The organism is Chitiniphilus eburneus, assembly GCF_005048205.1.
GTDB classification, from domain to species: Bacteria; Pseudomonadota; Gammaproteobacteria; order Burkholderiales; family Chitinibacteraceae; genus Chitiniphilus; species Chitiniphilus eburneus.
Window position 1 is genome coordinate 425,931 of the sequence record NZ_SUMF01000002.1, and the last position, 24,611, is coordinate 450,541.

The window sequence follows — 24,611 nt, forward strand, 5'->3', positions numbered from 1 at the left end:
GGCCGGACGCGCATCTGGGTTTTCCTTTGGTGCATGGCGGCGGCTTTGGTCTTTACAATCGACCCATCGTCCCCTGGAGCCACGCCGTGCCCGATCTCGAAAAACTGGAGCGACTATGCGCCATCGCGCGCCAGGTTGCCGAGGAGGAGGTGATGCCGCGTTTCCTGTCTGTCCCGACGGAACGCAAGCGGGACGGCAGCCTGTTCACCGAGGCCGATCTCGCCACGCAGATGGCGTTGGCCCGGTTACTGTACGACCTGGCGCCCTACCCGATGCTGGGCGAGGAAATGAGCGACGAGAAACACCAGCAGTTGTGGGACGAAAACCAGTCGGGATTGTGGGTGGTGGACCCTATCGATGGCACCACCAACTTTGTCCATGGCCTGCCCCATTTCGCTGTGTCGATTTCCTTGATGCGCTGTGGCCGGCCGATGATGGGGGTGGTCTACCTGCCGGTGCTGAACGAGTGCTTCTATGCGCTGGCGGGCTACGGCGCCTGGATGAACGGCGTGCGGCTGCCGCTGGTGCATGGCGAAACGCAGATGGCCGAGGCGGTTGCCATCGTCGAGCCCAAGTGGCTCAGCGGCCGCCTGCCATCGCGGGTGACCACCGTGCCGCCCTTCGGCAGCCTGCGCAACTTTGGCGCCTCCACCATCGACTGGTGCTACCTGGCGGCCGGGCGGGTGGATCTGATGCTGCACGGGGCGCAGAAGCTCTGGGATTACGCAGCCGGCGCACTGATCGCGGAGGAAGCCGGGTGCCTTTACGCGGCCCTGGCCACGGACGATTACTGGCGGCACAACATCTGGGCGCGTTCGGTGGTGGCGGCCCGTACCCCCACATTGTTCGAGGCCTGGAAGACCTGGGCGCGCGCCAATCATTAGGACGAAGCCGCCTGCGAACAGGGGTGTAAAGGACGAAGGCCGGGCGCATTGCTGCGTTATGCCGTGCTCGCGGGGGACCGACCCGCGCCACCCGGCACGACTTGTACCGCATTCCGGCTTTCGTCCTTTTCTTCGGGAGGAGCCTGACCCGGCGTTTGCTTGGCCACGCAGCTTGCCCAGAAAAAGGCGCCCTTCACTTGCCATTCATCGGTGAAGTTTTATAGATCGCAGCAATTTTGCTGCAATGCAACATAAATTGCTGCGCCGCAATATCCCCATTGGCATCTTCCCGCACCGCCGGGCTACCTGCCTGGCAAACCGGTGCCACCCGCACCCGAGGAGCCACGCATGAACGCACCCAGCGCCTTTGCACGCCTGTCGGATCACCCCTTGCGTCGGGAGCTGAACGACGAAGCCCACGCCCGCCCGTTCGAACCTTTGCAGACACCGGCACGGCTCAGCTTCGTCGCTTACCTGCACCGCAACGCCAGCGCGGAACAGGAGCGCTGGCTGCTGGGCGAGCTGTGCGCCTGGGGGCAGGTTCAACCGCCAGCCCCGGACAGCGTTCATTTCTCCGCCATCCTGGGCGGGGTACGTTTCAAGTGGGCGCGCCATGCCGAGTACTCCTCGATGACGGTGATCGCCGAAGGCGAAGCGGATGCGCCCTTCACCCAGACGGCGCTGAGCGAACTGCCCGCTGACTGGCTGGCCCAGTTGCCCGGCAATGTCCTGCATGCCGCACACGCGCTACTGCTGCCGGACGACGCCCTGCCCGCGAACGTGGAGGAAGTGTCCGAGCGCTATTTTGGCGGCAACGATCTGATTGGCGCGGGCCTGGGCGAAGGCGCGGCGCGCGCGTTCACCGATTTTCGCATCGGTGCCGATGGCTTTGGCCGCTATGTGCTGGGAAACGCCGGCATGGGCCGGCGCCAGGCCGGGCGCATGCTGCAACGGCTGTTCGAGATCGATACCTATCGCATGCTCGCGTTGTTGGCGCTGCCGGTGGCCAAGAGCATTTCACCCGAACTGACGGACGCCGATCACGAACTCGCCGAACTGACCGCGGCGATGCCGGCCGCGCGGCAGGAAGACGAGCCGATCCTGCTCGACCGCCTGACCCAGCTCGCGGCGCGGATCGAAAGCGCGTTGTCGCGCACCGACTTTCGCTTTTCCGCCGCCCACGCCTATTACGAGATCGTACGCCGCCGCGTGGTGGAGTTGCGGGAGCTGCGCATCCAGGGCGTGCAGCCATTCACCGAGTTCGTCGAGCGCAGGCTCAGCCCGGCGATGGATACCTGCGAATCGGTAGCGCGGCGCCAGCGGGTGCTGGCCGCGCGCGTGGCACGGGCTTCCTCGCTGCTACGCACGCGGGTCGAAATCACCCATGAGCGGCAGAACCAGCAATTGCTGGCCTCAATGGACAAGCGCGCGCAATTGCAGTTGCGCTTGCAGGAAACCGTGGAAGGCCTCTCGGTGGCCGCCATCACCTACTACACCGTCGGGCTGATCGGTTATCTGGGCAAGGGTGTGAAGGCCATGGGCGCACCCCTTGACGCGGAGCTGGTCACCGCGGTGGCTATCCCTTTGGTCGCCCTGACGGTGGCGTGGGGTTTACGTCGTTTTCGCCGTTCCCTCAGTTGCGCATGATTCGCAATTTCCCATGTAAGACAAGGGGTTATGTAAATTTGAGAGGGGGCCGTACATATGTAGGGGGGCGCTCAGTCAGGCTGGAGTGAAAACTGAAGGGTATCCATCGACATACCCTGACTGTCGCTATCAAGGTTGTCAGGTTCTGATTTCAAGCGCGGCAATCAGGTAAAACCCGATTGCACGGAACAGCTTTCCAACCAATGATCCTGGAATAAAACCGAAAAGGCACGGTCAAAAAACAGGATCGGCCATACTGACGTGGCTATATTTGCACGTTTTAAAACTCTGGAGAGAAGCTTTGCGCATTGGCATCGTGACCGATTCCTGCTGTGATTTGCCGCGTTCGTTTATCGATCGGAACGGGATCGTGATTCTTCCGATCACCATTTCCTCGGCATCGCAACAATTCATCGATAACCGAAATCCCGGCGCCACGCTGGAGTTTTATTGGCGGATCAAGCAGGGTGAAACCACCTTCGAATCGGCGCCGTTGTCGGTGGAGGAAATCCGCTCGCTCTTCCTGGAGCGGCTGGTGGTCGAATACGACTACATCTTCTGCCTGACCGTGATGGCCAGCCGCAGCCGCATTCACGAATATGCCACCCAGGCGTCGTTCGGCATCCTCAACAGCTACAAGCCCGTGCGCGAGGCCGCTGGTGTCGGCGGCCCGTTTTCGCTGCGGGTGTTCGATACCGGTACGCTGTTCCCCGGTCAGGGGTTGATCGTGGCGGAGGTGGCGCGGCTGGTGCGCGAGGAGCGTTCCACGCTGGAGATCATCCGTCATATCGAGATGCTGCAACGGCTGACCCAGGCGTTCCTGATCCCGGAAAACCTGGATCAGTTGCGGCGCCAGGCGCGCAGCAAGGGCGACAAGAGCGTGGGGCTGGCATCCTACCTGCTTGGTAGCGCGCTCGATATCAAACCCATCATCCGGGGGTTCCAGGGGCAGACCGAGCCGGTGGGCAGGGTGCGGGGCTTCGAGAGCGGCGCCGAGCGCCTGTTCGCCGCCGCCTGCCAGCAGATCGAGGCCGGCCTGATGGCGCCGACCATTTGTATCAGCTACGGCGGTGAGATCGACCGCATCACGACGTTGCCGGGCTGGAATGCCCTGGTCGAACTGGCGCGGGAACGTGGTGTGACCATCCACGTGGCGGAGATGAGCGCCACGGCGGCCGTCAATATCGGGGTGGACGGGCTGGCGCTGGCCTTTGCCAGCACGCGGGAAGCGCGCTTCGACTGAATGCGGTGAACAACGCCAGTGCCGCCGTGCGGGCACGTCGTATGGAACACCCACCACCAGTCCGGGGTTCGCCCGGTTTCCTTCGGCCGCAGGCAACACAAGGTCTGCAATACCTGGCGTGGCATTCCCGCGCGGGGTAACGAGGGCTTGCTGAGCAGCGCCAGTTGCCGGCAAGAAAAGGCCGGCATTCACCGGCGGGATGAAGTGGTTCACGCCTTGCAGTATTTGTGCCGCCGCGTTCCGGGTATCCCCTGAGCGGGCTTTCTGCTGAACAGATCAGGCGTGAACGATGGAAGGGTGGGCCATCCAATGCCGGTCGGATCGGGTACGGGGGATACCTTCACTTTCCAGCCGGATGGCCCGGTGAACTGGTCAGGCTGCGTTCAATGCGGTATCCCCGATCTTGAACTGGGCGATCTGCGTGCTGGTTCTTTCGGCGGAGGAAGCCATCGACTGCGCGTTTTCCGAGGTGACCTGCGAGGCGGCGTGGCCTTCTTCGGTCATCTGGGCCACTGTTTCCACGTGACGGGCGATGTCCTGGCTGGCTGCGCTCTGTTCGCGCAACGCACCGGAGATATCGCCGATGGAATCGGACACCCGCGATGCCAGATGTTCGATGCGCCCGATGCATTCGCCCACCTGCTCCGCCAGTTGCTGACCCTGATTGGCTTCCTCGGCCACCTGCTGCATCTCCTGCACGGCGCCGTTGCTGCTTTGCTGGATGCGCGTCACCATGCCGGAAATTTCCAGCGACGAATTCGCGGTGCGCTCGGCCAGCTTGCGGATCTCGTCCGCCACCACCGCGAAGCCGCGCCCTTGCTCCCCGGCCCGCGCCGCTTCGATGGCCGCGTTCAGCGCCAGCAGATTGGTCTGCTCCGCCACTTCCTTGATCGTGGCGACGATGGAGGAGATCTTCTGCGACTCTTCGCCCAACTGGCCGATGGTGTGCGCGGCGGCGTTCACGGTACTGGCGATCTGCCGCATGCGGGCCACGGAATCGTTGATGATGGTGGCACTGGATACCGATTCGTCGCGCGCGGCGTTGGCGACGTTCAGCGCGTCGGCGGCGCTCTGATTGATATGGGATACGCTCACAGTGAGTTCTTCCACCGCCGCGGCCATGGCCGAGGCGGATTGGCTCTGCCTGGCCGAACTGACCGCCACCTGCTCCGATGCGGTTGCTACGGTGCGGATGGCATCGCGTGATTCGTCGGTGCCCTGGCGGATCAACTGCAATGCGCGTTGCATCCGGCCCAGCAGGCTGTTGAACGCGGTGACGGTCTCGGCGATCTCGTCGTGGCCCACCACCGGGGCGCGCAAGGTGAAGTCGCTGTGCTGTTCGACGTCCATTGCGACAGTGCGCACGCTGTTCACGCCGCGCATGATGACGCGATAGGTGATAAAGCCGAAAAAGGACAAACCAGCCAGTAAAACCGCCCCGAGACCGATCAGGATGGTGATCAGTTCTTTCTGTTGCGACAGTGCGTACGCGACTTCTCTTTTTGAATCATCGGCATTGAATTGGACCATACGGTCAATGACCGGACGAAGCTCCAGGTAGATATCGTTTTGGGCGCCGGAAGTGGATTCATACTCCACGAACAATTGTTCAATGTCCTCGCGGTAAGGGTTTTGTTTTAGCGCATTGAGAATGGAAAGGTTGCGGCTTTTATAAATGGACTGCCACCGATCGACTATTTGTTTCAACTGGTTGAAGCTGGCGATATCTTCGGTGTCTTGAGGCAAAAGCAGCGACTCGTAAACTTTCATGTTTTCGTCGAGCTTGACCGTGGCGCGGTCGATCACCTCGCCGATTTCCGTCAGTTTCTTCTGACGCTCATCCGGCGCGCTGTAACGAACCAGGCTGAGTTCCCAGTCCGCGCGAGTCAAATTGGTTCTCGCCTGATCAATATTCAAAATCGCCGCTGTGGCTGGTAGCTTGTTTTCGCCAACTTCACGCATTGCTGACTCTGCGCGTGAGGATGAAAGCAAGAGCGCACCAATGGATAAGCAGAACAAAGATACGAAGGCAACGATCAATAGCGTAAGCCGCTGCTGAATTTTCACGATTACTCCCTTGAGTCCGGGGGACACCCATTTGAGGCAATGAACGATCGCCTTTAGGATATGTCCAGGAAGTAAATATTAAAAAGCATTCTAAAGGTGGTCGTGACAACTTTTGGTTGTCACCCTTATTTCAGAGCAGAGAGAAATTGGGAACAATCCTATGAAGATTCATCAATTAATTGCACTCTCCACCATATCCAAGGTGAGTAGTATTCGCGCCGCCGCGCGTACCTTGGGTCTATCCCAACCCGCCGTCACCAAAGCCGTGCGCGAACTGGAATCGTCGCTGGGGCATTCGCTGCTGGAACGTAGTCATCGTGGCTCGCAACTGACCGAGGCCGGCAGGCTGGTCGCGCAGCGCGCCGGCTACATCGTGGCCGAGTTGCAGTCGCTGGAAGTGGAGGTGGCGCAGCTCTATTCGGGCAGCCTTCCCCGCGTGGCAGTGGGCATGGCGCCCTACGTGACGCGCGGGCTGTTTCCGCAGGTGGTCGAGCGGCTGCATGCGCGCTATCCGGAAGCGTCCATCGTCGCCAACGAAGGGTTGCTGCACGACAGCCTGCGCCAACTGCGCGAAGGCGAAATCGACTTCTGCATCAATGGCTTGATCAATCTGGAGCAAGGCAGCGAGTTCGAGCTGGAGCCGATGTTCCAGATCCCCTGGCAGGTCGTGGCGCGGCGTGACCACCCGGGTGTTCAGGAGACCTCTCTGGAAGGCTTGCGCCAGTACAACTGGACGGCCGCGGGTGGCTGTGGGGATTCGGCCGCGTTGCTGGAAACCGCATTCGGCTCGACGCAGCAATCCCCGCCTGAGCATGTCGTGCACTGCGTCAGCTATGGCGCGGCCAAGGGATTGATTCTGCACGCAAATTATCTGTGCCTGCTGCCTTGCCGGGATGATACGGATTTGCATCCGGAGATGTGCGTGATTCCCGTCATCGAGCCGTTGCCCAAGCTTCAGTTCGCCATGATTTCCCTCTCTGGCCGCCCCCGTACGCCTTTCATGGCCGAGGCCATGCAGGAGTTCAGGCTCGAGTGCAGGCGGTTTGGCTAAGCATGCCCCATATCAGTCACCAGACCGTTTACCCATGCTCCTCCGCGGCTGCCCAGCCGCCGCCCGGGGGCACCCCCCGTTGAAACGTTCTTCATGATTTCCGCTGTGTCGGCACATTCTCTGTGGGTCTGTTGTTCTGCTTCTTCCCTTTCTCTTTGGGCGTGCCGCCCATCGCTTGTATCCGCCCGATCCCTCCCCCATTCTCCAAGTGTCAGGGCGAGCCCTAATGAAACTCCTGTTTATCACTGGGTCTCGCTAATTGCCTTCGAACGCGTGGAAACCAGCCTTCGAACACCCGCTTTTTTTTCCAGCATGTGACATTTTTCGTGCGCAAAAGCGAGTGATCTGCGCCATGCTTGGGGCAATTCTGGCCCTTCATCGGTAGGGCCATCCCTCACGCTCCGAGGGCATCCTCTTCTCGATCATTGGAGCAATACCCATGACTGCATCCAACGCAACGGAACCGCATCGCATCGTGATCGTCGGTGGTGGCGCCGGAGGCATCGAGCTGGCAACCGGCCTGGGCCGCTCGCTGGGGCGCACACACCGGGCCGAGGTGATCCTGGTCGATGGCGCATCCACCCATATCTGGAAGCCGTTGCTGCACGAAGTGGCGACCGGCGCGCTCAATACCGGCGAAGACGAGGTGAACTACTTCGCACATGCCTGGCGCAACGGCTATCGCTTCGAATATGGCTGGATGACGGGCCTGGACCGCGAACACAAGCAGATCGTGCTGGCCGAGGTCCGCGATGAGGACGGCACGGTGATGACCGAGCCCCGCACATTGCGCTATGACACGCTGGTGATCGCAGTGGGGGCGGTTGCCAACGACTTCGGCACCCCCGGCGCGGCCGAGCACTGCATGTTCCTGAACACCCCCACTGACGCCGAGCGTCTGCGCAAGCGCATCCTGGCGCTGACCTTTGCCGCCAGCGCGCATGCCAACCCCGCCACGCCGCTGCGTATCGCCATCATTGGGGCCGGCCCCACGGGGGTGGAGCTGGCGGCGGAAATCCACCACACCATCTGCGAGCTGCACCACTACGGTTCCAACTTCACACCGGCACAACTGGAGATCACGCTGATCGAAGCGGGCGATCGCATCCTGGGCGCCGCCCCGCCGGCACTGGCCGACTACGCGCGCGCCGAACTGGAAAAGCGGCGTATCCAGGTGTTCACGCACCGGCGTGTGGCCGAGGTCCAGCCGGGCAACGTGGTGCTGGCCGACGGTACGGTGCTGGCGGTCGACGTGGCGGTGTGGGCGGCGGGTGTGAAAGCATCGCCCTGGTTGGCCGAGCTGGGGCTGGCCGTCAACCGGCAGAACCAGATTGAAGTAACCACCACCTTGCAGACGCTGACCGACCCTGATGTGTTTGCGATGGGCGATTGCTCCAGTGCGCCTGATGGCGAGGGGGGTAAACCGTTGTCGGCTACGGCGCAGGTGGCGCACCAGGAAGCCGAATGGCTGACCAAGGCATTGGGCGACAAACTGGCCGGCCGCGCCGTCAAGCCATTCGAGTTCAGGCCGCAGGGCATCATGGTGTCGTTGGGCAAGCACACCGCCGTCGGCAGCCTGGCTGCCATTGTCGGCCCCAAGCGCAACTACTACGTGGAAGGGCGCGGCGCCAAGCTGATCTATGCGTCGCTGTACCGCATCCATCAGGCATCGGTGCACGGCTGGGTGCTGACGGCATTGCTCTGGATGGGCGACAAGCTGCGGCGGGTGGCGCGGCCGGCGATCAAGCTACATTGAACCGGGTTTTGGGGTTGGCTTGGGTTGTTGGGTAGAGGGCGGCAAGCGCCCGGCTCCGCCGGGCGCGACGTTATCCGGGTATGCGGGCACCGGTTCAATCCTGATTGATCCCACTCCCCCCCACCCTCGCCGTCGCGAGGGAGCCTCGCTGCGCTCGTTCGCTGTACTGAGCTATCTGTGCTGCGTTGAACCGGGTTTCTGGTTTTGTTTGGGCTGCTGAAGGGTGCAGGCAAAAGGCAAAGCTGGAGGCTCGTCATGGGTGATCTGTCGGGACCGGCTCGAACCTGATGGGTTGCTCTCCCACTTGGCCATCGCTTGCCAGGTGTTATCCGGCATTGCTGGATGGGCTGGCAGTCAGGTTGTACGAAGTTGAAATCCCCATCCTGCCAGTGGGGTTCAATCGCCGTTCTGCTCCAGGCGGAACGGGAGGTGGGCTTCCAGTTCGTCGCGGTAGGCGTTGACGAGGCGTCGTTCGCGGTCGAGGAAGCGGTCCACGGCATCGGCGAAGGCGGGGTGGGCCAGCCAGTGGGCCGAATGGGTCATGACCGGGCTGAAGCCGCGCGCCAGTTTGTGTTCGCCCTGCGCGCCACCTTCGACCACCGATAGCCCTGTGGCCAGCGCGTGTTCGATGCCCTGGTAGTAGCACAATTCGAAATGCAGGCCCGGCACCCAGCCGGCGGCATCCCATTGCGCACCCCAGTATCGGCCATACAGCCGCGCTGGCCCGACCAGATTGAGCGCCGCGGCGATGGGTGCGTCGTCGCGGTAGGCCAGCGCCATCATCCACGCCTCGGGCTGCGCGGCATGCGCGCGCAGGAAGAAGTCCAGGTTCAGGTAGGGAGTGGAGCGGTGTTCGCGGTAGGTGCTGTCGTAGCAGCGCAGGAAGAACGCCCAGTCCCCGGCGTCGATCGCGTGCCCGGCCTTGCGCTCGATCCGGACCCCGGCTTCGCCGATCTTGCGTCGTTCCTGGCGTATCTTGCGACGTTTGTCGCGCGACAGGCTGGCGAGAAAGTCGTCGAAATCCTGCCAACCCGCCTGCCGTTGCCAGTGGAATTGCACTTGCTCGCGCCGGATCAGGCCGACTGCGTCGCAGGCCGCAAGGTCGGCGTCGTCGCCGAACAGCAGGTGCAGCGATGACATGTCCAGTTGCGCCGCGCGATCCAGCGCGCCCCGGATCAGTGCCTGCCGGTCGGCATCGGTGCGTGCCAGCAGGCGCGGGCCGGGCAGGGGGGTGAATGGAATGGCGCCGAGCAGCTTGGGGTAGTACGACAGGCCGTGTTCGGCATAGGCACGGGCCCAGGCCCAGTCGAAAACGTATTCGCCGTAGGAGTGTTGTTTGGCGTACAGCGGCATTGCGCCGCACAGCACGCCGTCGCGCCACAGCGCAAGATGGCATGGCGTCCAGCCACTGTCGCCACCGACGCAGCCGCTTTGTTCCAGCGCATCCAGGAAAGCATGGCGCAGCATGGGTTGTTCGCCGGCCAGGGCATCCCAGGCGGTGGCAGGTAGTTCGGCAATGGTGGGGTGCAGGCTGATCATGGGTATCGGATCGGGTGATAACGAACACTCGCTTGGTGATATGCCCTAGCGACGAGTGGCGAGCACGGTTATAACATCCGCCTATCGAAGTTGGAGAGTTCGCAGCATGTCCAGTCCCCTGCGCGTGGGCCTGATCGGCTATGGCTATGCCGGCAAGACGTTCCACGCCCCCCTGATCAATGCCACGCCCGATCTGTCACTGGTGGCGGTGGCCAGTTCCCGCCCGGCCGATGTTATCGCCGACTGGCCCGAGATGGCGGTCAAGACCGATCCCGCCGCACTGATCACCCGGCCCGATATCGATCTGGTGGTGATCGCCACCCCCAACGATACCCATGCGCCGCTGGCACGCGCCGCGCTGGCCGCCGGCAAGCATGTGGTGGTGGATAAACCATTCACGCTGGACGTGGCCGAGGCCGAGGGGCTGGTCGACGCCGCGCGCGAGGCGGATCGCCTGCTTTCGGTGTTCCACAACCGCCGCTGGGATGCCGATTTCCTGGCGTTGCGCCGATTGATCGACGACGGCGTGCTGGGGCGCGTGACGGAATTCCAGAGCCGGTTCGATCGCTATCGCCCTGTGGTGCGGCGACGCTGGCGCGAGGGCGACGGCCCGGGCGCCGGCCTCTGGTTCGACCTGGGGCCGCACCTGGTGGATCAGGCGCTGGCGCTGTTCGGCATGCCGACGGCGGTCAGCGCCAATATGGTGGTCCGCCGCGATGGCGGCATGGCGGTGGACGATGCGCTGGTGGTGTTGCACTACCCGACGCTGCGTGCCGTTCTCGCCGCCAGCATGCTGGTTTCCGGTGGTACACCGCGCTTCCTGGTGCATGGCACCCAGGCCAGCTTCGAAAAGCACGGCCTCGATGAGCAGGAGAATCAGCTCAAGGCCGGCCTGACCCCTGCGGATCGGAATTGGGGTATCGATCCGCTGCCCGGCACCTTGCACCGCTGGGTGAACGATCGCCCGGAATCCGAATCGGTGCCGATGCCGCGCGGTGACTATCCCGCCTTCTATGCCGCGATGGCGGCGGCCATTCGCGGCCACGGGCCGAATCCCGTGCCCGCGCAGGAAGCGGTGGCCGTGATGCGCGTGCTCGAAGCGGCCATTCTCAGTGCGGAGCACAACGAGCTGATCCAGTTGTGATGCGGGAGGGCGGTGTGCTGGCCGCACCGCCGCGGGGCGTGTTCTAGACTTTCCGGTATCTGGAACCGCCGACTGGATTCTCCATGCGTTCGACCGGCTCGCCCCGGTTTGCCCTGTTTCTCCGGCTGGCCCTGTCGGCCGGCATCGTGGCGCTGGCGGTGCTGCAATACCATTCCTGGCCGTCCTTGCCCTCCACGTTGTATTGGTGGTTCGCCGTGCTCGCTGCGCCATGGTTGGCGCTGGCCGCCGGCGTGGGCTGCCTGGCGCGGCCCGGCTACTGGCGAAATCGCTGGGCCGCCCTTGCTGGCGTCGGATTCGTCGTCTTCATCGGCAGTGCCGCGCTGATGCAGATTCACCCCGGAACCTGGCCGGTCGCGCTTGGGCTGGCGGCCTGGATGGGCGGCCTGTGTTTTGCGGGGGCGGCGCTGTGCGCGACGCTGCCGCTGATGCGGCCCACCGGGCGGAGATGGCGCGAGGCGTTGCTGCTGCTGATTATCTTGGCGGGCGGTTTCGCTGTTCCGATGCTGGCTCCGGCCTGGGGTCGGCAGTGGTTTCTCCTGCTGTTGCTGGCGCTGGTGATGACGGCGATGACGCTGAATCCGCGCTCACGTCGGAAAGTGCAGTGGCTGGCGTTGGCGGGCATGGCCGTGTGGCTGGCGCTGGCGGTATTGGTACGGCATGACGCATCCTGGCCCTCGCTGGTGCCGGTCCTGATGTTGTTGCTGGCGATGGTGATCTGGCTGGGACATCGCGCGGCGCTTCAGCCGGTCGGTTGCAGGGCCGTGATCGTGCCCGGCGTGCTCTGGGCGTTGCTGGTCGTCGTGTTGAGGTATGGTTTCCCCGTGTGGCCTACCTGGGCGGTGGCGTTGCTGGCCGGGCTGCTGGTGGCCCCGGCAGGGTGGCGGGGTGGGCTGGCATATCGCGAACAGCGGTGGACCGAGGCGCTTCAGCGGTTGCTGAACGAGATGACCGGGCTGGACGGGGCTGCAACGCACCAGGCGCGGGATGCGATCTGGCGGCGGTTGTTGCGCCGTGTCTATCGGCCGCTGAACAGCATGGTCGTGGCTGATGCAGCCGCTCCGACGCTCGATCGGGGCCAACTGGTTTTGCCCACGCCGTTTTCCGACGCTGGCCTGCGCTTGACCGGTCGCCAGCCTTATCGATTGTCGCATCAACGCCTGGGCGCCACGCTGCTGGCCTGGTCGGGCCAGATGGAACGAGGCCGGACCGCCTACGATCGAGGCGTGGCAGCGGAACGCCAGCGCATTGCGCGCGATCTGCACGATGACCTGGGTGCCGCGCTGTTGTCGGCGCTCGCTCAGGCGGACCAGCCCGCAGCGCGACACGCGGTGCAGGCCGCCATTGCGCAGATGCGTACCGTTGTCGGCGGGCTGGCGGGCGAGGCCTTGTCGCTGGAGGAGGTGCTGGCGCAGTTGCGCCACGAAACGGCGCAACGGCTGGATCAGGCCGGGATCGAACTCGACTGGCCCTTCGATGAGGACGTCCTGCCACATCGGCTGGACTATCGCTATTACAAGAACTACATGTCGGTCTTCCGCGAGCTGGTCAGCAATGCCATCCGCCATGGGCGGCCCCGGCGATTGAGCGTGCGGCTGGAGCGTGGCATCGCCGGGCGGCTGGTCACGGTGATCCGCGACGATGGCATGGGCATGGCGGCAGAGCGGCTTGGCCGGGGCCATGGCCTGTCCAACCTGCGCACCCGGATGGGCGAGATCGACGGCGATCTCTATTTCTCCGGCGAAGGCGGGGGCACCACCGCTATCGTGGTATTCACGCCGCCACCCTCCCCACTGGCAGGGTAGAAATCGAAGGAGCCCACGATGTCCGAATCCCTCCGTGCTGGATATGCCACCCTGGTCGTGGACGATCTGCCCGCCGCGCGCCAGTCGATGCGCGGCGCGTTGCTGGCGGTGCATCCCGATTGCAGTGTGGCCGAGGTGCGCGATTGCGCCGAGGCACGGCAATGGCTGGCGCAGGCCGATGCCTGCCAGGTGGCGGTGATCGATATCGGTCTGCCCGACGATTCGGGGCTGACGCTGATCCCTGCGATCCTCGGGCGTTTTCCGCACGCGCGGGTGCTGATCAGCACCATCTACGACGACGACCAGCACTTGTTCTCCGCCATCGCGGCCGGCGCGCAGGGCTATCTGTTGAAGGGCCAGACGGCTGAGGTGCTGGTGCGGCATCTGCGCGAGATCGAAGACGGCATGCCGCCGCTGTCGCCCACCATTGCCCGCCGCATCCTGCGGCACTTTCGCGAGCAGCCGGCACCGTTGCCCCAACTGGAGGATGAGTCGGCCAGCGAACTCACCCCCCGGGAAACCGAGGTGCTGTCGTTCATCGGCCGTGGCCTGCGTGTTGGCGAGGCCGCGCGCCTGATGGGGCTGACCGACAATACCGTGGCCGGCTATATCAAGGTGCTGTACCGCAAACTGAATATCTGTTCGCGGGCCGAGGCCGCGTTGGAAGCGGCGCGGCGCGGGCTGGTCTGAGCAGCCTGTCGATCGGCTGATGTCCCCTGGCGCGTACACCGCGCCTTTTCCCCCTGACTGTCATCAATACGTGGGGCATGCCGGCTTGCGACGTGGCCGCATCCGCCAACTTGACGGCCTATGGGTCGTCGTTCCCCCTCACGACCCCACCATCCATCGCCACGGCACCGGCCAAACCCAATAGCGGCAAGCCCTGGCGGGCATCCCCCCGAATCGGGGGCCTGGCTTTGGTGATGCCGCTTCCATGTCGCAAAACCTAGATTGGCGGAAAGCAAAAGAGGCCCGGTCGAAGCAGGCCCAACCCTTACCGACAACCGATTCGAGGTGCGAAAAATGGAACACGTCAACAAGACTACGGGATTCAACTGGGCCCGCTGGGCCACCTTGCTGGGCGCTACCGCCGCCAGCATGATGTTCGTCGCCTGCGGTGGCGGCGGTGGTGGGGGCGGCAGCAGTGGCGGGGGTTCGGGCAGTGGCGGTGGTGGCGATACCGGCACCATCGCCGGTGTGGCGGCGGTGACCGAGCCGATCGCCAACGGCACGCTGAAGGCCAAATGTGCCAGCGGCTACGAAGGCAGCGGTTCGACTGGCGCCGATGGCCGCTTCAGCATCGATGTACCGAGCACGGCCTTTCCCTGCGCCTTGCAGGTAAGTGGCGGCACCAGCGCCGGCAATGCCAATGCGCTGACGCTCCATACGCTGGCGCCGCAGGCGGGTAGCTTCCGGCTGACCCCGCTGACCGATCTGATGCTGGTCATGGTCCACGGTAAGCAACCCACGACCTGGTTCGATGAACTGACCGCTGCCGACCTGACCGCCGCCGTGGCCGGCGCGCCGACCGCCAATACTACCTTGTCGGATGCGCTCCGCCAGGAGGGCGCGCCGGTACCCACCGGTTTCAATGCCTTCACCGACGACTACGCACCGCTTGCCAGCAATCCGTACTATGCCCTGCTGGCTTCGTTGTTCAGTGGGCTGGAAACCAACGCGGCGGCGTACCAGGCGCTGGTGGGGGTCTTCCTCGACGGCAGCGTGCTGCCGGGGGTGCCCACGCCTACGCCGACACCTGGTAGCGCCACGCCCACTCCTGCGCCCGGTAGCGCTACACCCACCCCGGCACCCGGTGTGCCGACCCCCACGCCCATACCAGGCGTGCCCACACCCACTCCTGCGCCCGGCACACCGACACCCACTCCGGTGCCCGGCGTGCCGACTCCCACACCCGTACCCGGAACGCCGACCCCCACGCCCACGCCGGGTGTTCCCACCCCGACGCCTGCACCCGGAACTGCCACCGCCATCGGTCTTGCCAAGTCGTTCGCGACCACGGGCCTCAGCGATGCCGACCAGATTCTCGACGTGTACGTCGGTACTTACCCGGTGGCGATCTATGACACGCCCGACGGCATGACCGGACAGATCGGCATGGCCGAGCTGACCGTGGCGCGCGAAGGCAGCGATACCTTGCGCATCACCCTGCGCGACGGTAACGGGCAGACCCTTGCCACCATCGCCCAGCAGCGCCCCACATTGACGCTGGGCGTGGGCGGGTTGATCCAGTTGTTCGTCAATCTGGGGCAACTGGTAGTCATCAATAACACTGCAGCGCCGTTCAGCCAGGCCAGCCTGACCTTTGGCGCCGATGGGCAGATCACGGGCGTGCTGACGATGGCCGGCTCGGGCCAGGTGCTGCGCTTGCGCAACAACATCGCTTATTACGGCACCGCGGTACCCAACACGCTGAAGAGTCTGATTGGCACCTGGCGCGGCAATTCGCTCAGCGGCTGCTTGTTGCAGAGCCCCATCGTGAACCTGACGGTAGGCGCCGGTGGCGATACCACGCTGGCGGGCGGTGGCGGCCTGCTATGCCTGCCCACCAGCGTCAGCGCGGTCTGGGATGGGCGCGACGATTACATCGTCCCGACTACGGGCGGCAGCTATGAGATTGTCTTCGATGCTTCGCGCACCGGCGGTCTGCAAGCCGCAGGCAGTATCCGTATCGGTATTCCCTCGCTGATGCCGGCCGCTGTCCTCCAGGCCAGCAGCAACCTGGCGCTGCTCGGTGGTCAGATCGCGGTGAACAACCCGGCCAAGCAATGAACCGACGTCACTGGTCGGTGGCCACCCTCGCAGGGTTCGTCGGCAAGACCCGCACCTCCGCCGCACCTTGCTTCTGCCCGGGGCTTCCCGGGCAGTTTTTTATCCCGGGCCGTCGCGACGGATAGTCCGGGATTCACCGCCCCGCCAGTGGAAAAATCCGATTCTCAGGCGAGAAGAGCAATTACCTTGATCAATCGCCTGCCAACCACTGGATTTCGTTGGCTGGCCCATCAAGGGGGTGGGGATGGGCGGAAGGCTGGCGCGCATAGTGGGGCTACCTGCCGGTAATCCGGTGTAGTTCAGGGCACATCATGCGCAGCTTTCTCCGCCGCGTTTCCGCGAATCGGCTCACCATTTTCCTGGCCGTGCTTTGTATCGGCCTGCTGTGTACGGCCATGCTGCATCTCTGGCTCTATCACACCCAGACGCGCATCGTGCAGGAGCGGCTGACCCAGCAGGCTGCGCTGGCGGCGGTCCGCCTGGAATCGCGCATGGAACGCCTGAATGAAATGGTCCGAGGTATCCGTGGCGCCTTCCTGGTCGACCCCGATCTCGACGGCAAGGATTTCGTGCGCCTGCTACGGCAGCAGCGCCTGACGCCTGAACTCGGCGATTACCTGATGGCGGCCTACATCCGCGAAGTTCCCGTCGACGAGGTCGCTGAGTTTCTGGCGAAGCGACACAATCCCGAACTCGGCGATGCCGGGCAGGTGACATTGCATGCGCCGGTCGCGCGCGAGAGCTATTACCTGATCGATTACCTCTACCCCGACAACGAGATCACCCGGGCCTACCAGGGGTTCGACATTGGGCAGGTGGTGGCACGGCGTCAGGCGCTGGAGTCCATCCGTGACCGAAACCAGCCCGTGTTGAGCCCGCCGATCACCTTGCTGGCATTGAAAATGCAACCCTTGGCGTTCGCGCTGCGTTACCCGGTGTATCACCCGGAGATGCCGCTTGATTCGGTGGGGCAGCGGCGCGAGGCATTCAATGGTTTCCTGTCGATCACCGTGCCATTGAGCAGTGTGACGCGCTGGGTGGAGCAGGCGCTGCCCGCCAATGTCCATTACTCGCTCTGGCAGACCTGGCAGGACCCCGCCTGGGGGGCGGCGACAAAGCCGACGCGCATGCTGGAAGGCGGGCAGAAGGCGCTACAGGGCGGATTACATAGCGAAGCGCTGGTCAACCAGCAGGGTGGCCAGTGGCGGCTGGTGCTCATTGAGACCCCGGCGAGCCGCGCGAACCTGCTCTGGGTCTGGCCCCTGGGGCTTGCCCTGAGCCTGCTGGCGGCACTGGCGGCAACCGTCGATCGCCCGCGGCAGGCGTCACGCGGGGGGGCGATTCCGGTGTCGCGGGGTGTCGAGCGCATCGTTACGCTGGTGGAGCATCTCCCAGCGATGGTGGTGTTGCGCGATGCCGCCAATGTGGTGATCTACGGCAATCGGGCGGCGCAGGCCTGGCTGGGGGGCGATGTGCCGCTGCTGGGGCGCGAAGATGCGATCTGGAGCAGTGCCGAGCTGGACCCTGGCCCTGGGCAGGAAGCGCTGCATCTGGTCTTGCCCGACCGGCACGGCGAAGAACGCCACCTGGCATTGAAGACGCTGCCGCTGTCGGGCTATCCGGGTCATCGCGTGGTGATCGTTCGCGATGTGACTGACGAACAGCAGCGTGAAGTGGAGCTGACGCTGCGTCGCCAGCGCATGTCCGAACTGCTGGAGATCGTCTGCGACTGGTATTGGGAGCTGGATACCGAACATCGCATCACCTACGTGTCGAGCAGCCAGTTTGCGCGGGCGGGGATCAATCTGAGCGCGTTGCTGGGCAAGCGAAGCTGGGAAATCGACGATGGCGGGCTGAGCCAGCAGGAATGGGATGCCCACCGGGAGCGGTTGGACCGCCGCCAGCCTTATCGCGACTTCATCCTGCGCGTGCCCCTGGAGGGCAGGCATTACATCGTCAGCCTGAGTGGCCGGCCACACTACGATTCGGCGGGGCGCTTCCAGGGCTATCGCGGCGTGGCGCGTGACGTGAGCGAATCCTTTACCTGGCGCGAACGGGTCCAGGTGGAGTCGGTGCGCTGCAAGCGCATGCTGGAGGCGCTGGGCGAGGGCCTGATCGGCATCGACGCGTCAGGGCGGGTGCAATACATGAATCCGGCCGCAGCGGCGTTGACCGGCTTTTCCAGCGAGGACGCCGCGGGCATGCCGATCGAGCGGGTGCTGGTGATGGTGGATACGGCGCGCGGCGTGCCGCTTCCCAATCTGTGCGGTCCATTGCTGCTCGGGCAGGCGCAGACGGTGCGCCCCCGACGTTGCGTGCTGTTGAACCGCTACAGCCTGCGGATCATGGTCGAGGAGTCGGCGGCCGCGATGCGTGACGATGGTGGCAACCTGGCCGGGGTGGTGATCACCTTCCGCGATGAAGGCGTACCGGAAAAGCTACCGGAGTTCGAGGCCACGGTGTGACGCGGCGGACGTGGCGGGGGCTGCCGGAAAGGGAATGATCCGCCGCGTGCTGGCACGCGGCGGATGGACTTCAGCGGTTGTCGCTGGGCAGCGTGACCGTGCTGCGGTGCATGCTCAGTCCAGCAATCCTTCGAACAGCTTGGTCGAGAGGTAGCGCTCACCGAACGACGGAATCACCACGGCGATCAGCTTGCCGGCGTTCTCCGGCCGACGTGCCACCTGCACCGCAGCCCATGTGGCCGCCCCGGCGGATATCCCGCACAGGATGCCTTCGCGGGTTGCCATGGCACGCGCCGTGGCGAACGCATCGTCATTGGATACCCGGATCACTTCGTCGTAGGAGGAGGTATTGAGAACCGCCGGGACGAAGCCCGCGCCGATGCCCTGGATCGGGTGCGGGCCCTTGGCGCCCCCGGACAGCACCGGGCTGGCATCCGGCTCGATGGCGATGGCCTGGAACGATGGTTTGCGCGCCTTGATCACCTCGGCCACGCCGGTGATGGTGCCGCCGGTGCCCACCCCGGCGATCAGGATGTCGATCTGGCCGTCGGTATCGTTCCACAGCTCCTCGGCCGTGGTGCGGCGGTGGATCTCGGGGTTGGCCGGGTTTTCGAACTGCTGTGGCATGAAATAGTTGGCGTGCTCGTCGCACAGTGCCTTGGCGCGGCCGATGGCGCCGCCCATGCCTTCGGGGCCGGGGGTCAGTACCAGCTCTGCGCCGTAGCCGCGCAGCAGCGCACGACGTTCGCGCGACATGGTTTCCGGCATTGTCAGCACCAGTTTGTAGCCGCGTGCCGCGCAAACCATCGCCAGGCCGATACCGGTATTGCCGGAGGTGGGTTCGACGATCACGGTATCCGGGCCGATCAGGCCGGCCGCTTCGGCGGCATCGATCATGCTGACCGCGATACGGTCTTTGACCGAATGCGATGGGTTCATGTATTCCAGCTTGGCCACCACGGTGGCGCCGCACCCCTCGGTCACACGATTGAGTTTGACGAGCGGGGTGTTGCCGATCAGTTGGGTGACATCGTTGGCGATACGCATGGCGGACTCCTGGAGGATGGGTGCGGCCGCAGGCCGGACGCACTGGATTCGGGGGCGGCCGGTTGCCGAGGCCGGATGGGCCGCGTGGCGCGGCGCTTCGCGATTCTGGCCGATTTCCCGGGTGCTGGCATGTTTGTGCAGCGCGTGGGATGAAATGGCGATAGCCGAATGTTTGCAGTGTACGCCCCGACGGCTGTCACTGGCAGCGCTCAGCCCAGCGCGGTATCGAGCACCATCATGATGACGAACCCCACCATCAGCCCGCCCGTGGCGTATACCTCATGCCCCTTGCGATGCGATTCGGGAATGATCTCGTGACTGATGACGAACAGCATTGCGCCAGCGGCAAAACCCAACCCCCACGGCAGCAGGGCGGCGGAATGGCTGACCACCGCCGCGCCGAAAACGGCGCCGACCGGTTCCACCAGGCCCGATGCCATGCCCAGGCCCACTGACAGCGCACGCGAGTAACCCACCGCCAGCAGGGCGGCGGCCACGACCAGGCCTTCGGGCACATCCTGGATCGCAATGCCTGTGGCCAGCGCGCCGGCACTGGTGGGATCGGTGCCGGCGAACGCCACGCCGATTGCCAGCCCTTCCGGCAGGTTGTGCAGCGCGATGGCGAACACGAACAGCCAGGCGCGGCGTAGCGCCAGTGCCTGCGGGCCTTCCACGCCCTTGATGAAATGCTCGTGCGGCAACAGGCGATCGAGCAGGAGCAGTAACGCACCGCCCAGCAGGATGCTGGCGCCTACGATGGACCCCGCCTGCCACGGCCCCGCGCCCAGGGATTCGGCGGCGGCGATGCCCGGAACCACCAGCGAAAAGGCGCTGGCCGCGAGCATGACACCGGCGCCGAATCCGAACAGCGTGTCCTGGGTGCGCTCGGAAAGGCGCTGCGACAACAGCACCGGCAAGGTGCCCAATGCCGTGGCCGCCGCAGCCACCAACCCCCCGACCAGCGCGCCACTCATGGCCGGACCGCCGACGCCGATGCGTTGCCATAGCATCTGGATCGCCACGATGCCGGCTGCCAGCACGATGGCGAAGCCGAGCATCTTCCGTAGCAGATAGGACCGGGAAAGCAGGCTGCTCATGATTGCCTCTCGTTGAACCAACACCGTAAGCGCATCGTCACAATCCATTCTAATAAGAATTATTCTTATTTGAAAGGCTGGCAGGCCGAAATGCTCGGGGCCTTTTCTGCCCCGCACGCGTTGGTCGTACCACCTGAACTGACACTTGCCGGCAGGGGCCGGTCGTGAAAACCCTCCGAACAGGCTTAAGATCAGACCCGAACGGTCTGGAGCGGATGGCGAGATGAGGATTTACAAAGTGGGCGGGGTGGTGCGTGACCGGTTGCTGGGCTTCGAGGTCCAGGACACCGACTGGGTGGTGGTCGGCGCGGACGCGGCGCAGATGGAAGCCGCGGGTTTTCGTCCGGTGGGCAAGGATTTCCCCGTGTTCCTGCACCCGCGCACCCAGGAGGAATACGCGCTGGCCCGCACCGAACGCAAGAATGGGCGCGGCTACAAGGGCTTCACGGTATTCGCCGATGCCAGCGTCACCCTGGAGGAAGACCTCGCGCGGCGCGACCTGACCATCAACGCCATGGCCGAGGACGACCATGGGCAGGTGATCGATCCCTTCAATGGGCAGGCCGACTTGCGGGCCGGTGTGCTGCGCCATGTTTCCCCCGCTTTTGCGGAGGATCCGGTGCGTGTGCTCCGGCTGGCCCGTTTTGCCGCCCGCTTCGGGTTCGTGGTGGCACCGGAAACGATGGCCCTGATGCAAGGCATGGTGGCGGATGGCGAGGTGGATCATTTGGTGCCCGAGCGGGTCTGGCAGGAGCTGGCGCGCGGCATGATGGAGCGCACCCCCAGCCGCATGTTCGCGGTGCTGCGGCAATGCGCCGCCCTGGCGCGGATCGCGCCGGAGTTGGATGCGCTGTGGGCGTGTTCCACCGCCACGGGTTCTTTCATGCCGAACCACGGTGACCAGGCCATGTGGGTGCTCGATGATTGTGCGGGCCGGAACTGGCCGCTGCCCACGCGCTATGCCGCGCTTTGCGCACGGTTGGGCGAGCCGTGCGCCGAGCCAGCGCGGCAGATCGGCGCGGAGCGGATCGACAGCCTGAGCCGCCGTATCCGCGCCCCGGCGGAATGCCGCGATCTGGCCGTGATCACCCAACGCGAGCGGCCCTTGGTTCATCAGGCGCTGTCGCTCGATGCGGAGGCGCTGATGGGCCTGCTCGGCCGCACCGATGCGTTGCGCAAGCCCGCGCGCTTCGATCAATTGCTGGATGCCTGTGCCACCGACCTGCGCAGTGAATCCGGCAACGCGGATCTTCCCTATCCCCAGGCATCCCGTCTGCGCCAGGTACGGGATATTGCGCGTGCGGTGGATGCGGGAGCGGTCGCCAGGGCTTGCGCCGATCCGGCGCAAATTCCCGAGCGTGTGGCCCAGGCACGGCGCGATGCCGTCGCTAGTGCCCTGGAGGGCATGGCCGGCTCGCCTGAGGCCTGAAATGGCAATGCGGGCTAATACCACCACTTGTTTTGTCGGGCTGGCCGTCTGTGGCTACCTTTGGGCCGTTTGTCGTCAGCCAGACGGCATCACTACATCCGTTTGAAAATTTGGCTAATTCGTTGTTATTTAACATGAATTAGTGATTGCTTACTTGGTTGACACTGACAACCATGATGAATCACCATGCGACCTGCATGCCAAGCGGGCACGACGAAGGTTTCCAGTTGCACCTTCGGCACACCGGGCCCGAATCCACGAATGGTATTAATCCAAAGACACAACGGCGGGTGGCATGCCCCGAGCCGATAAGGATGGAGAATTTGTTCATGTCGCAATTCAAGCGCTTCGCCCTCGCGGCGATCCCCGCCGCTCTCGCCACGGCCCAGGCATTCGCCGCTTACCCCGCCTGGCAGGAAGGCAATACCTACACCGCCGGTACCAACGTCTCCTACAACGGCCATGACTACCAGGCCCTGGTGACGCATACCGCCTACGTGGGTGCCAACTGGAACCCCGCCGCGTCGCTGACCCTGTGGAAGGATCTGGGCGTTTCGTCCGGTACCGCCACCCCGACGCCCGCTCCGGTGACGCCGACACCGACCTCGGTGGTGACGCCCACCCCGACGCCGGTCGTGACCCCCACCCCGACCAGCAACCCCGGCGCGTCCTGCTATGTGGCCTGGACGGCCAGCGGCGTATACACCGGCGGCACCAAGGTGACCTACAACGGCCGTAACTACGAAGCCAAGTGGTGGACGCAGGGCGATAACCCGGCGCAGTCCGGCGATTGGGGCGTGTGGAAGGACCTGGGCGCTTGCACCAGCCAGCCCACCCCGACTCCGACACCGGTGGTTGTAACCCCCACTCCGACGCCTGTCGTCGTGACCCCGACGCCGACTCCGGTCGTCGTCACCCCGACTCCCACCCCGGTGGTCGTTACCCCCACACCGACGCCTGTGGTCGTGACCCCGACGCCGACCCCGGTCATCGTCACCCCGACCCCGACGCCGGTTGGCCCCACTCCGACGCCGATCGCCGGCGCGCAAGTAGGCGCTTACTTCACCCAGTGGGGCGTGTATGCCCGCAACTATCAGGTGAAGCACATCGACACCAGCGGTGCCGCGGCCAAGCTCACCTTCATCAACTACGCCTTCGGCAACCTGTACCAGAAGAATGGTGGCTACGAGTGCGGCATCATCAACAAGCTGGAGCCGGGCGCAACCAACCCGAACGCAGCGGATGCCGGTACCGGCGGTGACGCCTGGTCCGACTACCAGCGCGGTATCGGCGGTGGCGATGCCATCGACGGCGTGGGCGACATCTGGGGCTGGCCGCAGTGGGACGACCCGCGTAATGGCGTGTCCGGTCCGCTCAAGGGCAACTTCAACCAGCTGAAGAAGCTGAAGGCCAAGTACCCGAACCTGAAGGTCTACATCTCGCTGGGCGGCTGGACCTGGTCCAAGTGGTTCTCCGCGGCTGCCAAGACCGATGCCCTGCGCAAGCAGCTGGTTCGTTCGTGCATCGACATCTACATCAAGGGCAACGTGCCGTTCGACGCAGGCAGCAATGCCGGTGGCGCAGGCACCGCAGCTGGCGTGTTCGACGGTATCGACATCGACTGGGAATTCCCGGGCGTGATCGGCCAGCCGTACAACACCGTGGCGCCGGAAGACAAGCAGAACTTCACGCTGCTGCTGAAGGAGTTCCGTGAACAGCTCGACGCCATCGGCGCCACCAACAGCGCCCGTTACGGCCTGACCGTCGCCATCGGCGCTGGCAAGGACAAGATCGAGCAGACCGATCCCGCCGAGTACACCAAGTACCTCGATTGGGTGAACGTCATGAACTACGACTACAACGGCGCGTGGGCGGCCCAGGGCCCGACGGACTTCCAGTCGCATCTGTACAAGGACCCGAGCAACCCCAACTACATCGACAGCAAGACCGGCGCGCGCAGCCTGGTGTCGTACTACAACACCGACGAAGCGATCCAGTTGTTGGTTGCCAAGGGCGCACCGCGCAGCAAGCTGGTGGTTGGCCTGCCGTTCTACGGCCGTGGCTGGACTGGCGTGCAAGCCGGCCCGAACGGCGATGGTCTGTACCAGGCTGCCAGCGGTGGCGGCAAGGGTACCTACGAGGCTGGCATCGAGGACTACAAGGTGCTGAAGAACGCAGCCGGTACGCTGCGCTATCACCCGACCACCAAGCAATCGTGGAAGTACGACGGCAGCAACTGGTGGAGCTACGACACCCCGCAGGACATCGCACTGAAGGTGAACTACGTGAAGTCCAATAGCCTGGGTGGCGTGTTCAGCTGGTCGCTCGATGGTGATACCGCCGATGCCGAACTGACCAAGGAAATGGCCAAGGTTCGCCAGTAAGGCCCAAACATATGAACTGATTTTGCGCATCCACACTCTCCGCGCAAACACTCGCCCCTGCCTTTGGCAGGGGCTTTTTTTTTTGCCGCTATCTCCTCGTGCCAGAAAGTGCGACGGTTCCGGGGCCGGCCAAGACCGAGCGGCGCACCGGGGCCTTCCCTCCTTTACTCGGGATGGTCGGGTGAAAGTTTTCCATGATTTCATCGCAATTTAAGCTAGTTATGCCATTGATTCTTACTTTATGA

16 protein-coding genes are annotated in these 24,611 nt (G+C 64.3%); 12 read left to right on the forward strand and 4 right to left on the reverse strand.

Translation table 11 applies throughout. The features are described from left to right. The first annotated feature begins 86 nt into the window (after positions 1–86). From FAZ21_RS04660 to FAZ21_RS04670, 3 genes are all read left to right on the forward strand, one after another. The gene (locus tag FAZ21_RS04660; protein WP_246038476.1) at positions 87–884 is read left to right on the forward strand and encodes an inositol monophosphatase family protein; all 798 of its coding nucleotides are present in this window, start codon (positions 87–89) and stop codon (positions 882–884) included. A gap of 348 nt (positions 885–1,232) precedes the next feature. Then, positions 1,233–2,531, forward strand: a complete 1,299-nt coding sequence (locus FAZ21_RS04665) for a DUF3422 family protein (RefSeq protein WP_136772095.1) — start codon at positions 1,233–1,235, stop codon at positions 2,529–2,531. A gap of 316 nt (positions 2,532–2,847) precedes the next feature. After that, the gene (locus FAZ21_RS04670; RefSeq protein WP_246038483.1) at positions 2,848–3,774 is read left to right on the forward strand and encodes a DegV family protein; all 927 of its coding nucleotides are present in this window, start codon (positions 2,848–2,850) and stop codon (positions 3,772–3,774) included. A 372-nt stretch (positions 3,775–4,146) separates the two neighbouring features. On the opposite strand, the gene FAZ21_RS04675 is transcribed toward FAZ21_RS04670, so the two are convergent. Continuing rightward, complete coding sequence (locus FAZ21_RS04675; RefSeq protein ID WP_136772097.1) at positions 4,147–5,841, reverse strand: methyl-accepting chemotaxis protein; 1,695 nt, start codon at positions 5,839–5,841, stop codon at positions 4,147–4,149. A gap of 160 nt (positions 5,842–6,001) precedes the next feature. On the opposite strand from FAZ21_RS04675, the gene FAZ21_RS04680 reads away from it, so the two are divergent. Both FAZ21_RS04680 and FAZ21_RS04685 read left to right on the forward strand, forming a co-directional pair. Continuing rightward, positions 6,002–6,892, forward strand: coding sequence for a LysR substrate-binding domain-containing protein (locus tag FAZ21_RS04680; protein ID WP_281279736.1), 891 nt, complete (start codon positions 6,002–6,004; stop codon positions 6,890–6,892). A 439-nt stretch (positions 6,893–7,331) separates the two neighbouring features. Then, positions 7,332–8,648: an NAD(P)/FAD-dependent oxidoreductase gene (locus FAZ21_RS04685; protein WP_136772099.1), complete on the forward strand. Its 1,317-nt coding sequence runs from the start codon at positions 7,332–7,334 to the stop codon at positions 8,646–8,648. Positions 8,649–9,044: 396 nt separating this feature from the next. Here the strand turns inward: FAZ21_RS04685 and FAZ21_RS04690 are convergent, their stop codons facing one another. Beyond that, positions 9,045–10,187, reverse strand: a complete 1,143-nt coding sequence (locus FAZ21_RS04690) for a GNAT family N-acetyltransferase (protein ID WP_136772100.1) — start codon at positions 10,185–10,187, stop codon at positions 9,045–9,047. 106 nt (positions 10,188–10,293) lie between these two features. Between FAZ21_RS04690 and FAZ21_RS04695 the strand changes: the two genes are divergently transcribed. From FAZ21_RS04695 to FAZ21_RS04720, 5 genes are all read left to right on the forward strand, one after another. Next, complete coding sequence (locus FAZ21_RS04695) at positions 10,294–11,331, forward strand: oxidoreductase (RefSeq protein ID WP_136772101.1); 1,038 nt, start codon at positions 10,294–10,296, stop codon at positions 11,329–11,331. 83 nt (positions 11,332–11,414) lie between these two features. Next, positions 11,415–13,154: a sensor histidine kinase gene (locus FAZ21_RS04700; RefSeq protein WP_136772102.1), complete on the forward strand. Its 1,740-nt coding sequence runs from the start codon at positions 11,415–11,417 to the stop codon at positions 13,152–13,154. Between the two features lie 18 nt (positions 13,155–13,172). Next, the gene (locus FAZ21_RS04705; protein ID WP_136772103.1) at positions 13,173–13,844 is read left to right on the forward strand and encodes a response regulator transcription factor; all 672 of its coding nucleotides are present in this window, start codon (positions 13,173–13,175) and stop codon (positions 13,842–13,844) included. Between the two features lie 333 nt (positions 13,845–14,177). Then, positions 14,178–15,944, forward strand: a complete 1,767-nt coding sequence (locus FAZ21_RS20525) for a hypothetical protein (RefSeq protein ID WP_211243364.1) — start codon at positions 14,178–14,180, stop codon at positions 15,942–15,944. 311 nt (positions 15,945–16,255) lie between these two features. Further along, on the forward strand, positions 16,256–18,409 hold the full coding sequence (locus tag FAZ21_RS04720) for a CHASE domain-containing protein (RefSeq protein WP_136772104.1): 2,154 nt from the start codon (positions 16,256–16,258) through the stop codon (positions 18,407–18,409). Positions 18,410–18,523: 114 nt separating this feature from the next. Here the strand turns inward: FAZ21_RS04720 and cysK are convergent, their stop codons facing one another. Both cysK and FAZ21_RS04730 read right to left on the reverse strand, forming a co-directional pair. Further along, the gene (gene cysK / locus FAZ21_RS04725) at positions 18,524–19,456 is read right to left on the reverse strand and encodes a cysteine synthase A (protein WP_136772105.1); all 933 of its coding nucleotides are present in this window, start codon (positions 19,454–19,456) and stop codon (positions 18,524–18,526) included. Positions 19,457–19,665: 209 nt separating this feature from the next. After that, positions 19,666–20,553, reverse strand: coding sequence for a ZIP family metal transporter (locus FAZ21_RS04730; RefSeq protein WP_136772106.1), 888 nt, complete (start codon positions 20,551–20,553; stop codon positions 19,666–19,668). A 223-nt stretch (positions 20,554–20,776) separates the two neighbouring features. Between FAZ21_RS04730 and FAZ21_RS04735 the strand changes: the two genes are divergently transcribed. Then, positions 20,777–21,982 (forward strand): multifunctional CCA addition/repair protein, encoded by a 1,206-nt coding sequence (locus FAZ21_RS04735; protein WP_136772107.1) that lies wholly within the window; start codon positions 20,777–20,779, stop codon positions 21,980–21,982. A 329-nt stretch (positions 21,983–22,311) separates the two neighbouring features. Then, entirely contained in the window at positions 22,312–24,366 is a 2,055-nt protein-coding gene (locus FAZ21_RS04740; RefSeq protein WP_246038477.1) for a glycosyl hydrolase family 18 protein, read from the forward strand. Positions 24,367–24,611: the final 245 nt, after the last annotated feature.

Excerpts from the sequence above, each read along its gene's own strand:
- FAZ21_RS04700 (WP_136772102.1), top strand. The coding sequence starts at position 11,415 with ATGCGTTCGACCGGCTCGCCCCGGTTTGCCCTGTTTCTCCGGCTGGCC.
- FAZ21_RS04690 (WP_136772100.1), bottom strand. The coding sequence starts at position 10,187 with ATGATCAGCCTGCACCCCACCATTGCCGAACTACCTGCCACCGCCTGG.
- FAZ21_RS04730 (WP_136772106.1), bottom strand. The coding sequence starts at position 20,553 with ATGAGCAGCCTGCTTTCCCGGTCCTATCTGCTACGGAAGATGCTCGGC.
- FAZ21_RS20525 (WP_211243364.1), top strand. The coding sequence starts at position 14,178 with ATGGAACACGTCAACAAGACTACGGGATTCAACTGGGCCCGCTGGGCC.
- cysK (WP_136772105.1), bottom strand. The coding sequence starts at position 19,456 with ATGCGTATCGCCAACGATGTCACCCAACTGATCGGCAACACCCCGCTC.
- FAZ21_RS04720 (WP_136772104.1), top strand. The coding sequence starts at position 16,256 with ATGCGCAGCTTTCTCCGCCGCGTTTCCGCGAATCGGCTCACCATTTTC.
- FAZ21_RS04705 (WP_136772103.1), top strand. The coding sequence starts at position 13,173 with ATGTCCGAATCCCTCCGTGCTGGATATGCCACCCTGGTCGTGGACGAT.
- FAZ21_RS04740 (WP_246038477.1), top strand. The coding sequence starts at position 22,312 with ATGTCGCAATTCAAGCGCTTCGCCCTCGCGGCGATCCCCGCCGCTCTC.
- FAZ21_RS04665 (WP_136772095.1), top strand. The coding sequence starts at position 1,233 with ATGAACGCACCCAGCGCCTTTGCACGCCTGTCGGATCACCCCTTGCGT.
- FAZ21_RS04735 (WP_136772107.1), top strand. The coding sequence starts at position 20,777 with ATGAGGATTTACAAAGTGGGCGGGGTGGTGCGTGACCGGTTGCTGGGC.
- FAZ21_RS04680 (WP_281279736.1), top strand. The coding sequence starts at position 6,002 with ATGAAGATTCATCAATTAATTGCACTCTCCACCATATCCAAGGTGAGT.
- FAZ21_RS04695 (WP_136772101.1), top strand. The coding sequence starts at position 10,294 with ATGTCCAGTCCCCTGCGCGTGGGCCTGATCGGCTATGGCTATGCCGGC.
- FAZ21_RS04685 (WP_136772099.1), top strand. The coding sequence starts at position 7,332 with ATGACTGCATCCAACGCAACGGAACCGCATCGCATCGTGATCGTCGGT.